Origin of the sequence: Desulfovibrio psychrotolerans, from assembly GCF_013340305.1 — a bacterium.
Lineage (GTDB): Bacteria > Desulfobacterota > Desulfovibrionia > Desulfovibrionales > Desulfovibrionaceae > Halodesulfovibrio > Halodesulfovibrio psychrotolerans.
Genome location: NZ_BLVP01000001.1, coordinates 441,789 through 455,980, shown reverse-complemented (window position 1 = coordinate 455,980; position 14,192 = coordinate 441,789). Strand labels below are relative to the sequence as shown.

Here is a 14,192-nt window from a genome sequence, read left to right as displayed (position 1 = left end):
CCATTAACCTGTCACGGGAATGTGGTGTACGTCTTTGGGTACTTATCCGGAGGAATCGGCATGACGAAAGAGAAGATTCTCGTTGTTGAGGATGACGAAGACATTCTGCAACTGCTCACCTTCACCTTTGAATCCGCCGGATTTGATGTCCGCACGGCTTCAAACGGGCGCGATGGTCTGGCGCGGGCTATGGATTTCCGTCCGGACCTTATTGTGCTGGACCTGATGCTGCCCGGCATGAGCGGTTTGGAGGTGTGCAAAGAGTTGCGGCGCCTGCCGGAGGTTGCCTCCACTCCCGTGATCATGCTTACCGCACGGGGCGAGGAAGTGGACCGCATTGTCGGTCTGGAGCTTGGCGCGGATGATTATCTGGTTAAGCCTTTCAGCCCTCGCGAACTGGTTTTGCGCATTCATGCCATTCTGCGTCGCACGCTGGGCGTGGAAGATACGGCGCAACGCGCCCACCTGCGCATGGATGGCCTGATCATTGATACTGACGCGCACAGGGTGGAAATTGACGGAGAGGAAGCGCTGCTTACCGCAACCGAATTCAAGCTGTTGACGGAACTGCTCAAGAACAAGGGACGGGTGCGGACCCGGGACCAACTGCTGAACACTGTTTGGGGATATGAATTTGAAGGGTACGCCCGCACCGTGGACACACACGTCCGCCGTTTGCGCCAGAAAATTGGTGACTATGCGGCGTACATAGAGACCATCCGGGGAGTCGGCTACCGGTTCAAGGAATAGCCTGCTGCGGATACAGGACACAAGACATGAAAATGCATTCCAAGGGACTGAATTTTTACTACGGTGATTTTCAGGCCCTGTATGACGTGAATCTGGATTTCAGGAAAAATCAGGTAACGGCGCTGATCGGGCCTTCCGGTTGCGGAAAATCCACCTTTATCCGTTGTCTGAACAGAATGAATGATCTCATCACCACCTCCCGCGTGGAAGGTGAGATTTTGCTGGAAGACATGAACATTTATGACCCTAAGGTGGACGTGGTGGAGCTGCGCCGCCGGGTGGGCATGGTGTTTCAGAAGCCCAACCCTTTTCCCAAGAGTATTTTCGAAAACGTGGCATATGGATTGCGCGTGAACGGAGTGAAGGATAAGACCTTTCTTGAGGAAAGGGTGGAAGAGAGCCTGCGCAGCGCGGCACTGTGGGATGAAGTGAAGGACAGGATGCAAACCTCGGCACTGGGGCTTTCCGGCGGGCAGCAGCAACGGCTGTGCATAGCGCGAGCCCTTGCCGTGGAGCCCGAGGTGGTGTTGATGGACGAACCAGCCTCCGCGCTGGATCCCATTGCCACCCAGAAAATTGAAGAGCTTATTCACATTCTCAAGCGGAATTATACCATCATTATCGTAACCCACAGCATGCAGCAGGCAGCCCGCGTTTCGGACATTACCGCCTTTTTCTACATGGGCCGCCTCATTGAAGTGGGTGATACGGAAATGATGTTCACCCGTCCCGGAAACAAGCAGACGGAAGACTACATAACTGGCCGGTTCGGCTAGGAGCCATACAATGGAAACACATTTTCACGCACAACTGGATAAGATGCGCCTTAAGGTGCTGGAAATGGCCGCCTACACACAGAAGGCCATTGAAGACGCATGCAAGGCACTGCTGGAGCGCGACGGAGACCTTGCGCAGAAGGTGATCGACAACGATATGCAGATTAATCTGCTTGAATGCGAGATTGACGACATGAGCCTGCGGCTGCTCGCGCTGGATCAGCCGTTGGCGGTGGATCTGCGGTCCATCGTGGGCATTATGCGGGTTTCCGTCAATCTGGAGCGTGTGGGTGACGAGGCCGTGAACATTGCCGAAAAAGCCATGTTTCTGTCGACGCGTCCTCCGCTGCCCTTTGGCGGACAGCTGAAGGAACTGAGCGATGTGGCTCTGGAAATGTTCCGCGCCTCCATCATGGCGTTCCGTGAGGGGGATCCCGACCTTGCCCGCGACATCTGCCGCTGGGACAGCCAGTGCAACGCGCTGGACGTAATGGTCATTAAGGATCTGGTCAACTACATGAGTAAAGAAGCCCCTGCTGTGGAACGGGCTGTGAGCACCGTTCTCACTTCCCGCAGCCTTGAGCGGGTGGGCGATCTTTCCACTAATATTGCCGAAGCGGTTGTGTTTATTGTGGAAGGGGTGAGCATTAAACACCGTATATGCAGATAGTGCGGCAGTAACCTGACAACATGCACCCCGGACTCGTTCGGTGGCTCTCCTGTTGTGAGTCTTTTGCTTATTTCACGGCGTACGGCAACGTGCGCCGTTTTTTTTGCACCGGAGAAAAGTGCAGCAATCTGGTTCATCCATCGTATCATGCTGTACACTCGGCTTTTTTTCGGTCGGTTTATGATGGCATGCTGTGGATGAACGGGTGGCGACATGGTTCATTGCGGTAACAAGGGCAGACCTGCGGGGGGAAATATTTAGCCGTCACGTTGCGGATTGCCTTTTTTCAAAGGCCGGATATACTATTCTGCGCCCCGAGCAAGCGGGCAGAAGGAGAACATACCTATGACCAAGACCGGAAAACGCAAGTTAGAACTCCCCATTACCCCGGAAGAAGTACCCGCCGTGCTTAAACAGCTTGGCGAGCAGGTGGAAGCGGGCGTGCTCTCGCTGGGCGGCAAGGAGATTGCCGTGGACGAGTACGACACCTTTTCCGTTTCGTTCAGGCAGAGCAAATCGGGTATGCGCCTTCGTCTGAAGGTGAAATATGCCAAACCCGGTGAAGAAGCGGACGATCAGGACGATTCCGACGAGTAATTGTGCCTCGACACAGACGTCTGGAAGCGACCTGCGGAGAGCATGCATCTTCGCAGGTCGCTTAACATTGCCCTCCGGCAGTTTTGCCCACCGCACACCTCGTGCAAAGCTCCATGCTGTCTATCGTGGCGCCCAGTTCCGGTATGGCGTGTATGGATGATGCAACGAGTCGGGAGAGTTCATACGGCTGCGTTCCCCGCCTGACCTCTGCTTTGTTGTGTGCGGGGTGTGCGCCGGATTTTCGAGGCGGGGATTACCGTTCCGCGTCTGCTCTATGGCGTGAAACCTTGTTCATTATCAGTTTTTTCAGGCACACTGGTGTTGAAACCGCAGAGCAGAAAATGGGGGCTGACAGGAGATGACGAAGAGGCTTGCCGGGCGTGCGGAGCGTGCATGATTGCTGAAATCACGGAAACTGTGCCGCAGGGGCTGGAAGAACGCCCCGGTCATGGACCCCGCATTGTCTTCTTCAGCGGTGGAACGGCGTTGCGTGAAGTAAGCCGGGAACTTGTCCGGTTTACGCATAATGCCCTGCATCTGATAACCCCGTTCGATTCCGGCGGCAGCACAGCGGAGCTGCGCCGTCATTTTTCCATGCCCGCCGTGGGGGATGTGCGTAACCGCATGACGGCACTTGCGGACCCGGAACGGGTACCCACCGGGCTTGTTTCCCTTTTTGCGTATCGCCTTGATGCCGGTGAACCGGAGAATGTGCTGCGGGAGCGGCTGCATGGTCTTTGTGCCGGAACTGACCGGCTTATGCTGGATTTACCTGTCCTTGTAAGGGAGGTATGCGCACGACATTTCAGGTATTTCGCAGAACGAATGCCGGATGATTTTTTGCTTGGCGGGGCGTGTCTGGGGAACCTGCTGCTCACCGGCGGTTATTTGCGTGCCGGGAACGATCTGTTTCCGGTTCTTTCTCTTTTTTCACGGCTCCTGCGCGTGCGCGGGCAGGTTGCCCCCATTGTCACAGATGATTTACACCTCGCTGTAGAACTGGAAGATGGTGTGCGGCTTGTGGGGCAGCATCTCTTTACCGGCAAAGGAGGACCGTGCATCAACGCTCCGGTGCGGCGGATGTATTTGACGGATGCCCGCCCGGACGACTGGCATGAAGGCAGATGGGCATGCAGCGGCAAGTGGAGGGCGGGAGAGTGCAGGGTAGTTCGCCCGGAGGTGTCGGAACACCTGCTGGAACGCATCCGGCAGGCGGATCTTATCTGTTATCCCATGGGCAGTTTTTACTCCTCCGTCATAGCCGCGTTGCTTCCGCGCGGGGTGGGGCGCGCCATTTCGGAAGCCGATTGCCCCAAGATTTTTGTACCCAACGTCGGACGCGACCCGGAAGAACTGGGGATGGGTGCCCAAGGGCGTATCCGGGTGTTGCTGGACGTGCTGCGTGCTGATGCAGGGGAGGTGGAAACCCACAGGCTGCTCACGCATGTGCTGCTTGATGAGGGGCAGGAAGTACCTTCGCATCGGTATCCCGGACTGCATGTCCGCCGTGCCCCTTTGCTGCTGCCACATTCCGATGGAGCGCACGATGCGCCCCATGTGGCGCGGGTTCTGGCATCGTTGGCGTGGATGGGGTAGGCCCGGATGTGACGGTGTATATGAAAGCCCCCGTTCCGTGCGTTGCGTTGGTTCGCTGTGACGGAACGGGGGCTTTGGGTGCGTATGGGAATGATCAGGCGCTGATGGTTTCGCGCAGCTTGGCGAAGGCAGCTTCTATCCCGGCGGGGTTGGTGCCGCCTGCCTGCGCCATGTCGGGTCTGCCGCCACCCTTGCCGCCTACTTCGGGAGCGATGGCAGCAATCAGGGCACCGGCCTTAAAGCGTTCGGTAAGGTCCTTGGTCACAGCCACCAGCAAGGTCACCTTGCCGCCATCTTCTTCAGAGGCAAGGCAGGCAATACCCGAACCCAGCTTGGAGCGCACATCGTCCATGAGCGTTCGCAGGGCGTTTACGTTGGGGGCATCCACCTTGGCGGCGAGCAGCTTGACGCCGTTCACCTCTGCAACATTATCCATGAGGTCGCCACCCTGACCGGAAGCGGCCTTGGCCGCCATGCGCTCCATTTCCTTGCGCAGGCTGCGAATTTCCAGTTGCAGGGCCTGTACACGCGCAGAGACCTGACCGGGCTTGCCTTTGACAAGGCCTGCCACCTCCTGCAATTCCGTCCGCTGCTGCATGGCAAGCGCAAGGGCGTTCCAGCCGGTAACGGCCTCTATGCGGCGTATGCCTGCGGCAACGCCGCTCTCAGAGATAATGAAAAAGCTGCCCGCCTGACCGGTGGAACGCAGGTGGGTGCCACCGCATAGTTCCACGGATTCTTTTTCTATGGAGACCACGCGCACGTTGGAGGAGTATTTTTCACCGAACAAGGCGATGGCTCCCTTGGCAACGGCATGGTCATAGGCCATTTCTTCCGTCGTCAGAGGGGTATCTGCCATGATGGCCCTGTTCACATCGTTTTCAATGGCCAGAATCTCTTCCGGGGTGAGCGCGGCAATGTGCGTGAAGTCGAAGCGCAGACGATCCGGGCCTACCAGTGAGCCGGACTGCTTAACGTGATCGCCCAGCACGCGGCGAAGGGCGGCATGCAGCAGGTGGGTGCAGGTGTGGTTGCGTGCGGAGGCCATGCGGTCATCTTCCGTCACCTCAAGCCGTACGGACTGGTCCTGAAGGATTTCACCCTCCGTGACCTCCACTTCATGCACGGTAAGTTCCGGGCTGGGCTTCAGGGTGTTGACGACCCGTGCTTTGCCCGTTTCGGAGATGATGGAGCCAGGGTCGCCCACCTGCCCGCCGGACTCGCCGTAAAAGGGCGTGCGGTTGGTAACGATATAGCCTTTGCTGCCGGAGGGCAGGGAGGGCGCAGTGTCTGCTTCCGCATCCATGAGGGCGGCTATGCGCCCTTCTCCCTGCATATGCTCATAGCCGGTGAACTCGCTGCACAGGCCTTCTTCCAGCAGCGACTGGAAACGGGCCGCAAGGGTTTCTTTTCCGCCGCCCTTCCAGGCAGCCTTGGCGCGCTGCTTCTGCTCCTGCATGTGAGCTTTGAAGCCTGCCTCGTCCACGACGAAGCCGCGCTTTTCCGCCACGTCATTCACGATATCCAGAGGGAAACCGTAGGTATCGTAAAGCCGGAAGGCGGTTTCGCCGGAAACCTGCGTGGAGCCTGCAGCGGTAAGGGCAGTGAGCTCGTCTTCCAGCAGGGTAAGGCCCTTGTCCAGCGTCTTGTTGAAGCGCTCCTCTTCCTCTGTCACCACGCGGGCCATGAAGCCGGCATTGTCGCGCAGTTCCGGATAATGGTCGCCCATGATGTCCACGATCTTAAGCGCGGTCTTGTGCAGGTAGGTGCCGGTAAGCCCGATGAGCCTGCCGAAACGGTACGCGCGGCGGATGAGGCGGCGCAGCACGTAGCCCCGGCCCTCGTTGGAAGGCAGTATGCCGTCGGCAATCATGAAAGCAATGGCGCGGCTGTGGTCCGCAATGACGCGCAGGGCGGTATCCACTTCGTCCCCCTGCTGTCTGTAGCGTACGCCCGCCATGTCGGCGGTGAAGCCGATAATGGCCTGAAAGAGGTCGGAATCGTAGTTGGAGTTTACCCCCTGACAGACGGCCGCAATACGTTCCAGTCCCATGCCCGTATCAATGGAGGGGTTGGGGAGGGGGGTGCGGGTGCCGTCCGCAGCCTGCTCAAACTGCATGAACACGAGGTTCCAGATTTCGAGAAAACGGTCGCAGTCGCAGGTGCCGATTCCGCAATCAGGGCCACAGGTCATGTGCTCACCCTGGTCCACGTGTATTTCCGTGCAGGGGCCGCAAGGGCCGGTGTCGCCCATGGACCAGAAGTTGTCCTTTTCGCCCAGACGGAAGATGCGTTCGGCAGGCACGCCTGCCTCGGACTGCCACAGGGCGTGGGCTTCATCATCATCCTTATAGACGGTGATGTAGAGATTATCCTTGGGCAGTTTCAAATCTTCGGTGATGAATTCCCACGCGAAGCGGATGGCGTCTTTCTTGAAATAGTCGCCGAAGCTGAAGTTGCCCAGCATTTCAAAAAACGTGTGGTGGCGCGCGGTGCGGCCCACGTTTTCCAAATCGTTGTGCTTGCCGCCCACGCGCAGGCATTTCTGCGAGGTGGTGGCGCGGACATAGCCGCGTTTTTCCTGCCCCAGAAAGGTCTTTTTAAACTGCACCATGCCCGCGTTGGTGAAGAGCAGGGTGGGGTCGTCATTGGGGATGAGGGCTGAGGAGGAAACTACTTCGTGTCCTTTGGATTTGAAGTAGTTCAGAAAGCGGGTTCGTATCTCATTTGCGGTTATCACGGTGTACTCCCTGTGAAGAAAATATGCTGTCGTCCGACCTGTGCGTGGAGCAGACAAACGCCGCCCTCGGGCGGCGTTCGGGTGCTTTCGGGGAGCCGGAACGTAGCTGCGCTATTCCGTTTCCGCCTCGGAGGCTTCGGAGGGCTTGACGCCGAAATGGATGAGTAGCTTGTCTTCAATCTGTTTGGCAAGGGCCTCGTTTTCCATCAGGAGCAGGCGCACGTTTTCTTTGCCCTGCCCAAGGCGCTCGGACCCGAAGGAATACCACGCGCCGCTCTTGTCTATGATGTTGTTTTCTACGCCAAGGTCAATGACTTCGCCCAGGCGTGAGATACCCTGACCGTACAGAATGTCGAAGTTTGCTTCGCGGAAGGGCGGTGCAACCTTGTTTTTGACTATCTTGGCGCGCACGCGGTTGCCGTAAACCTCTTCCTTGTCCTTGAGCGACTGGATGCGGCGTACGTCTATGCGGATGGAGCAGTAGAATTTGAGCGCGTTGCCGCCGGTGGTGGTTTCCGGGTTGCCGTAGCCCATGGTGCCTATCTTCATGCGTATCTGGTTGATGAAGATGACGCTCGCCTTGGACTTGTGGATGGTGCCGGTGAGCTTGCGCATGGCGTGGGACATGAGCCGTGCCTGTCCGCCCACCTGCATTTCGCCCATGTTGCCTTCCAGTTCCGCCTGCGGGATGAGGGCTGCCACGGAGTCTATGACGATTATGTCCACCGCGCCGGAGCGGACCAGCATGTCTGCCACATCCAGAGCCTGTTCGCCGTAATCCGGCTGGGATATGAGCAGTTCTTCCGTATTTACGCCAAGGCGTTTCGCGTAGGAAGGGTCCAGCGCGTGTTCGGCGTCTATGAAGGCGGCGGTGCCGCCTCTCTTTTGGCATTCTGCAATCATGTGCAGAGCAAGGGTGGTTTTGCCGGAGGATTCAGGACCAAAAATTTCCGTCACGCGGCCGCGCGGAATGCCCCCTACGCCAAGGGCGAGGTCCAGCCCGATGGAGCCGGAAGGAATGACGGGGATGCTGACATGGGCGTTGTCGTCCAGACGCATGACCGAGCCCTGCCCGTATTTGCGTTCAATGGAGCTGAGGGCAGTCTTCAGGGCGTCGCGACGCAGGTCTTCGGTACTCTGAGCAGGTTTTTTTGCCATGGGTGATGGTCTCCGGAGCGGATAGTGGTTCGTTCAAAGCCCAAAACCAATAGCAGAACCCGCCACGGGGGGCAATGTTTCATACGGTGCAATGCCGTGTGATGGCCGCTGCGGGCGTCTTTGCGGTCAGTGCTTGCTTTTCCCTGCGTTGCGCCGTATCTGCCTGCCATGCAAACGGACACTTCATCTGCATTTCCCGGCTATGATGCCGTGGCTCTGCTCTCCGGCGGTCTGGATTCGATTCTCGCCGTTAAACTGATTCAGGAACAGGGGCTGCGCGTCAAATGCCTGCACTTTGTCACTCCCTTCTTCGGCAAGCCGCACAAGCGGCGGCACTGGGAGGGCCTGTACGGCATTGATATAGAATCGGTGGATATTTCCGCCGATTTTGTCCGCATGCTTGTGGAACGCCCTGTGTACGGCTTCGGCAAGGTGCTGAATCCCTGCGTGGACTGCAAGATACTCATGATGGGCAAAGCGCGTGAGATGATGGAGCGCTACGGCGCACGGTTCATCATTTCCGGCGAGGTGCTCGGGCAGCGGCCCATGTCGCAGCGGCAGGATACCCTGAACGTCATCCGCCGTGACGCGGATGTGCGCGACCTGCTGCTACGTCCGCTGTGCGCCAAGCATCTTGAGCCTACCCGTATGGAACTGGAAGGATTGGTGGACCGTGAACGGCTGCTGGACATACGGGGACGGGGGCGTTCAGAGCAATTGGAACTGGCACGGCGCTATGGGTTTGCAGAAATTCCCACTCCCGGCGGCGGGTGCAAGCTGGCGGAAAAGGAAAACGCGAGCCGCTACTGGCAGGTGCTTATGCATTCGCCGCAACCCTGCGCGCGTGAATTCAAGCTTTCCAACATAGGGCGGCAGTTCTGGTCCGGGGGGCGGTGGATGGCCGTGGGAAGAAACCGCATGGACAACACTGGGTTGCTCAAGGTGTGCGGTGATGATGACCTTGTGTTTCGGGTGCGGACATTCCCCGGCCCCGTAGCTGTGGGAAGGCAGTTTTCCGGCAGCCCGTGGGACGAGGTAACGATGGCGGACGCTGCTGCCTTTGCTGCTTCGTTTTCGCCCAAAGCGGTCCGTAGCGGCAGTCCGGTGGATGTGCGTGTGTGCCGTGCGGGCGATCTGCGCCTGCTTGCGGAAGGAGACGAACATGCCCCCGTGCCCGGAGAGGCAGTGGTCTCCGTCATGCCTGCCCGGACGACGGGAGCAGGCTGGGCCGAGCCTCTGTGGGTTGAGGCGCGTGAGGAAATTCGGGCCGAGGCGCGTGACAAACGCGGATGAGGCACTATATATTGTTTGAACCTGGTGAATGCGTGAGACGTTGATACGGAGGCAGAATCAATACGTTTATTACGGGGCAACTTGCCGTCGTCATTAAGGGAGATTGAGTTGCTTCCGGCGGCGGCTGCCTTATACTGGCAAAAGAGATTTTGCATGTGACTCCGTCCACGGTTCTACCGGGTACAAACCCCTTTCGCCTTTGGGTGGAAGGGGTTTTCTGCGCCATCATCTTGCCGTGTTTGATTCTTTGAGCAATTCAGCGGCTCCTGATTGGTGAGGAACGCATTTTTCTTGAAAATAAGGACGGAACAGACTACATGGGCTCGGCACGACTGTCGCCGGGAGGTGGAGCTGTTATCATTGCACCTGCCGGAAGGCTTTGCGCATGCTCCTGCGGAGGTATGCGTTGTCGGTATGCTGCGCCGTTGTGTGGGCAACGGAAGAGGCTTTGTGAGCGGGATGGGGTTTTTCGTACACAACCGGAAAGAGGAAAATCATGGCACTGACCAACAGGCATACCGACGGTTTCGCCACGCGGCTGGGGGTTCTTACCGCCACCCTGGGCTCTGCCGTGGGGCTGGGCAATATCTGGAAATTTCCCTACATGACGGGTGACGGCGGCGGAGCCGCGTTTCTGATAATCTATCTGCTGGCAACTCTGGCCGTAGGGCTGCCCGTGATGATCGGGGAGATCATGCTCGGACGCGAAGCCCGGGCCAACGCAGTGGGAACTTGGAAGAACCTTGCGCCGGGTACGCCGTGGTTTCTGGTGGGCGCAGCGGGCGTGCTGGCTGCGTTCCTGATTATGGCGTTTTATACGGATGTTGTGGGTTGGGTATTTTCATTTATCGTGCGCGCAGCCACAGGACAGTTGAATTCCACGGACCCTAAGGTGGGCGAGGCGGCATTCTCCGCCATGGTTTCCCATCCCTGGCACGCGCTGTTTTGGCAGTGGGGAGTGCTGGCACTTGTGGGCGGCATTCTTCTGGGCGGAGTTTCCAAGGGCATAGAAAAAACCACCAAGGTGCTCATGCCGTTGCTGTTTCTCATGCTGCTGGCGGTGTGCGTGCGTTCCCTCATGCTGCCCGGTGCGGCGCAGGGGCTTGCGTTTCTCTTTGCGCCGGACTTTTCCAAGGTGACGGTGGACGTGGTGCTTAACGCTATGGGGCTTGCCTTTTTCAAGCTTTCCATCGGCATGGGCACCATGATGACCTACGGCAGCTATTTCCGCAGCGATGCGGATATTCCGCTGACCACGGCGCGGGTAATGCTTGCCGACCTTGTGGTTTCGCTGCTGGCGGGCATTGCCATCTTCCCCGCCGTGTTCAACTACGGGCTGGAGCCTACCGCCGGTCCCGGGCTTTTGTTTATGACCATGCCTGCCGTGTTCAGTTCGCTGCCTCTGGGGCAGGTGTTCATGACGGTGTTTTTCCTGCTCACGGGCATTGCCACCATAGGGGCCATGCTTTCGCTGTTTGAAGTGCCTGTGGCCCTGTTTGCGGGAAGCGGCATGATGAGCCGTAAGGCCGCGGTCATAGCCACTGCTCTTGGTCTTGCAGCCTTTGGTGTACCCGCCACGCTCTCGTTCAGCACATTGGCGGATGTGAGCGTGTTCGGGAAAAACTTTTTTGATCTGTATGACTTTTTGAGTTCCAACATCATCCTTCCGCTGGGCGGCATCTGCATCTGCCTGTACGCGGGGTGGGTGTGGGGCGGGGCCCGTTCGCACGCCGCACTTTCCAACGGCGGCACTCTTGCTAACGCGGCGGTCATCCGCGTGTGGTATGCGTTGGTGCGCTACGTTACCCCTTTGCTGGTGGTGCTGGTACTGCTCAAGGGGCTGAAGGTATTCTGATAGCTGTGCCGGGACAGGTGCCTTGAAGGGGAGTCTTTTTCTGCAGCCCTGCTGAACGAGGTCTTTCCGTTACTGGCTGGCTCCGGCTTTGAACGGGTATGGCACGGCGAGTCTGAATGGTTTTCAGGATTGCCTTGAAATATAAGATGGATAATGGAAAAGGCTCCCTTGCGGGAGCCTTTTTTGTGTCGTTGCCTTGGGGGATTATTCGTTGGAATCGGCAGCCAGTTCATGGATAAGAGCTTTGAGCTGCTGGGCGAGGCCAGCCAGTTCGTTCACGGCGTCCGCAGCCTGCTCCATGGCCTGCGCGGTTTCCCGGCTCAGGGTGTTAATCTCATCCGTGGCGCGGGTTATTTCTTCCGATGTGGCAGACTGTTGTTCTGCAGCCGTGGCAATGGAGCGTACTCTGTCAGAGGTGCCGAGTACCGTTTCCACGATGCTGGCAAGGGAATCGCCCGCCCTGTGCGTCTGTTCCGCGCTTTGCCCCACAAGTTTTGCCACGCCCTGCATGTGCCTGAGTGTGGTAGACGTACTGCCCTGAATGGCCTTGACCACGCTTTCCACTTCTTTGGTGGCGGTCATGGTCTTTTCCGCAAGTTTGCGCACCTCGTCCGCCACCACGGCGAAACCGCGTCCTGCTTCGCCTGCGCGTGCGGCTTCTATGGCGGCGTTCAGCGCGAGCAGGTTTGTCTGGTCCGCTATGTCGTTAATGACGCCGATTATCTGGCCTATGCCCTCTGCCTGCTTGCCCAGCTCCGTGAGGGTGGTTTCCATCTGTTTGGCATGGGAGTGCACCTCGTCCGTGGACTTGATGACATCCTGCACCACCCGCGCGCCTTCCTGTGCAATTTTCTGGGCTTCTTCTGCTTTTTCTGCGGCTTCCGATGCGTTCTGGGCCACTTCCAGCGTGGTGGCGTTCATTTCTTCAATGGCTGTTGCAGATTCGCCTATACGGTCATTTTGCAGGCCGGATGTCTGGCTGGCTTCGGACACCTGCTCCGCCAGCTGGGCAGAGGCTTCCGAAACCTGATCGGCAATATTGTTCGCTTCTGCCGCCGCTCTGGAGATACGGGCATTCTGCGCAATGATGCGCTGTTCGTTCTGCTTGGTGGCGGTAAGGTCGTGCCAGAAGGTTATGGAGCCGAGGAGGACGCCGTCCGGGTCGTGGAACGGCGTGGTGTTTACATCGATGAAATGTCGTTTTCCCGACGGGGTGATGATCTCCATTTCCGCACTGAGCGGTTTCTGTTCGCGCACAGCCCTGTCGGACAGGGTTTCACGCGAGGCATCGTTAAAATAGAACTGCCCGGATGGTGTGCCCACATATTCTTCCGGCGCGCGCGATTTTTCCAGGAAGTCGCAGAGTTGCCGGTTTACCCATGTCATGGTGAAGTCCGGGCCCACGATGCCGCAGGGAGAAGGAATGCCGTTCAGCACGCCCTGCGCGAATCCGAGCTTGTTTTTCAGTTCGCCCACCATGGAGTTCACGGAGGTAACCGTTTGGCCTATTGCGTCATCCGCTGTGTAGGTGCTGCGTGCGTTGAGGTCGCCCTGTGCAATTCGCCGGGTGACGGCGGAAAGGTCGTTCAGCGGGCGCAGAAGGAAGCGGATGAGGAAGCTGAACAGGACAAGCGCAAAGGCGGCGCCTCCCGCAATGATTACGGCAGAGGCGGTGAGCAGCTGTCCGTCTGCACCAAGGTACAGGCGTTCTTCAGGCAGGGAAAAGGTAATGTGCCAGTCCCACGGTGCATAATGCAGCTTGTATGCTAGGTGGGAAGCGCCATCTTTATCAAATTCCACAAATCCGTCCGGCGATTCCAGCAGAGCCTTGCCGTGGGTCGTGTCAGTGAACAGGGCGTCTTTGGCAATCTGCCCTGCTGTGTACGCATATTTGCCGTCACTCAGTGTGATGACGGTTTCTCCGTATCCTTCGTAGCTGAGTTTTTCCACCACGTGGCGCAGTTCAGGAGTCATCATCTGCCGCCCCACGTAGATGACAGCCACAATGTTGCCATCGTCATCCCGCAGGGGCTTATAGGCGGTGACGTACCAGTCGCTGACCACAAAGGCTTTGCCCCGGTAGGTTTCGCCGCTCATGACGGTCTTGTATACGGGGCTGCTGGAAGGAATGTAGGTCCCCACTGCGCGTTCTCCGGCAAGGGTAAGCACATTGGTGGAAACTCGCAGCAGCTTGTCCGGCAGAACTTGGAATATGGTAGCTGTACCGCCGAGCAGTTTCTGCACCTCGTCCACGGTATCAAAGTTTCCGTTGAGCGTGGTGCTGGAGAAGCGGTTGCCCAGTTGCAGGGGCGGAATGGAAACTTCTTCCCGCTCTCCGGTCATCTGGTTAACAATGGACGTTTGGAAGGATTTGTCCGTGGCAAGAAACACGTTGCCCAGTTTTGCCATCTCCCGCTCCATGACTACGAGATCGGCATTAAGCTTTTCCTGCGTGATCTTGTTTTGCAGGTCTATGGTGTCCTGCAGCCCGTCCAGCATGGACGAGATAAAGGCCCGCCCGAGCGTGTTCAGATTCTTTTTGGAAATAGTGTACGAATACAGGCCGGAAACCAGCAGCATGAATATGACTGTTCCTACAATGCCCAGAAGCAGTTTTTTATTGAAGTTCAGGTGCACGCTTCCCTCCCTGTTTTCAGGTGACTATGCTGAAAAGACTATCCCATTCCTTTTGCGGTGAGAAGGGGTTTTGGGTAGTTTATTCACTGCTTACGGTATGTTGCAAGCGTTTTTACAGGC

The 14,192-nt window shown here is 57.8% G+C and carries 9 protein-coding genes and 2 pseudogenes; 7 read left to right on the top strand and 4 right to left on the bottom strand.

Features of this window, described 5'->3' with window-relative positions:
- The first annotated feature begins 60 nt into the window (after nt 1-60).
- The 5 genes from HUV26_RS02005 (at nt 61) to HUV26_RS01985 (ending at nt 4,389) form a co-directional block, all read left to right on the top strand.
- Nucleotides 61-750, top strand: coding sequence for a response regulator (locus HUV26_RS02005; protein WP_174408408.1), 690 nt, complete (start codon nt 61-63; stop codon nt 748-750).
- A gap of 26 nt (nt 751-776) precedes the next feature.
- On the top strand, nt 777-1,526 hold the full coding sequence (gene pstB / locus HUV26_RS02000) for a phosphate ABC transporter ATP-binding protein PstB (protein WP_174408407.1): 750 nt from the start codon (nt 777-779) through the stop codon (nt 1,524-1,526).
- Between the two features lie 10 nt (nt 1,527-1,536).
- A complete protein-coding gene (gene phoU / locus HUV26_RS01995) occupies nt 1,537-2,196 on the top strand; it encodes a phosphate signaling complex protein PhoU (RefSeq protein WP_174408406.1) in 660 nt (219 codons plus the stop codon).
- Between the two features lie 345 nt (nt 2,197-2,541).
- Nucleotides 2,542-2,793 (top strand): hypothetical protein, encoded by a 252-nt coding sequence (locus tag HUV26_RS01990; protein WP_174408405.1) that lies wholly within the window; start codon nt 2,542-2,544, stop codon nt 2,791-2,793.
- A 393-nt stretch (nt 2,794-3,186) separates the two neighbouring features.
- A complete protein-coding gene (locus tag HUV26_RS01985) occupies nt 3,187-4,389 on the top strand; it encodes a GAK system CofD-like protein (protein ID WP_174408404.1) in 1,203 nt (400 codons plus the stop codon).
- 94 nt (nt 4,390-4,483) lie between these two features.
- Here HUV26_RS01985 and alaS read toward each other — a convergent pair whose 3' ends face one another.
- Both alaS and recA read right to left on the bottom strand, forming a co-directional pair.
- A complete protein-coding gene (alaS, locus tag HUV26_RS01980; RefSeq protein ID WP_174408403.1) occupies nt 4,484-7,129 on the bottom strand; it encodes an alanine--tRNA ligase in 2,646 nt (881 codons plus the stop codon).
- A 111-nt stretch (nt 7,130-7,240) separates the two neighbouring features.
- The gene (gene recA / locus HUV26_RS01975; RefSeq protein ID WP_174408402.1) at nt 7,241-8,287 is read right to left on the bottom strand and encodes a recombinase RecA; all 1,047 of its coding nucleotides are present in this window, start codon (nt 8,285-8,287) and stop codon (nt 7,241-7,243) included.
- A gap of 168 nt (nt 8,288-8,455) precedes the next feature.
- Between recA and HUV26_RS01970 the strand changes: the two genes are divergently transcribed.
- Entirely contained in the window at nt 8,456-9,580 is a 1,125-nt protein-coding gene (locus HUV26_RS01970; protein ID WP_174408401.1) for an adenine nucleotide alpha hydrolase family protein, read from the top strand.
- A 496-nt stretch (nt 9,581-10,076) separates the two neighbouring features.
- Nucleotides 10,077-11,435, top strand: a complete 1,359-nt coding sequence (locus HUV26_RS01965; protein WP_205245102.1) for a sodium-dependent transporter — start codon at nt 10,077-10,079, stop codon at nt 11,433-11,435.
- A 204-nt stretch (nt 11,436-11,639) separates the two neighbouring features.
- Here HUV26_RS01965 and HUV26_RS17055 read toward each other — a convergent pair.
- Together HUV26_RS17055 and HUV26_RS17050 are read right to left on the bottom strand one after the other, a co-directional pair.
- Nucleotides 11,640-12,248 (bottom strand): annotated as a pseudogene (locus tag HUV26_RS17055) (methyl-accepting chemotaxis protein); the annotation flags it as partial.
- Between the two features lie 303 nt (nt 12,249-12,551).
- Nucleotides 12,552-14,015, bottom strand: a pseudogene (locus HUV26_RS17050) (Cache 3/Cache 2 fusion domain-containing protein); the annotation flags it as partial.
- Nucleotides 14,016-14,192: the final 177 nt, after the last annotated feature.

Bases quoted from the DNA above. Each gene is read 5' to 3' on its own strand.
- HUV26_RS02005 (WP_174408408.1), top strand. From the start codon at position 61: ATGACGAAAGAGAAGATTCTCGTTGTTGAGGATGACGAAGACATTCTG.
- HUV26_RS01990 (WP_174408405.1), top strand. From the start codon at position 2,542: ATGACCAAGACCGGAAAACGCAAGTTAGAACTCCCCATTACCCCGGAA.
- phoU (WP_174408406.1), top strand. From the start codon at position 1,537: ATGGAAACACATTTTCACGCACAACTGGATAAGATGCGCCTTAAGGTG.
- HUV26_RS01965 (WP_205245102.1), top strand. From the start codon at position 10,077: ATGGCACTGACCAACAGGCATACCGACGGTTTCGCCACGCGGCTGGGG.
- HUV26_RS01970 (WP_174408401.1), top strand. From the start codon at position 8,456: ATGCAAACGGACACTTCATCTGCATTTCCCGGCTATGATGCCGTGGCT.
- pstB (WP_174408407.1), top strand. From the start codon at position 777: ATGAAAATGCATTCCAAGGGACTGAATTTTTACTACGGTGATTTTCAG.
- recA (WP_174408402.1), bottom strand. From the start codon at position 8,287: ATGGCAAAAAAACCTGCTCAGAGTACCGAAGACCTGCGTCGCGACGCC.
- HUV26_RS01985 (WP_174408404.1), top strand. From the start codon at position 3,187: ATGATTGCTGAAATCACGGAAACTGTGCCGCAGGGGCTGGAAGAACGC.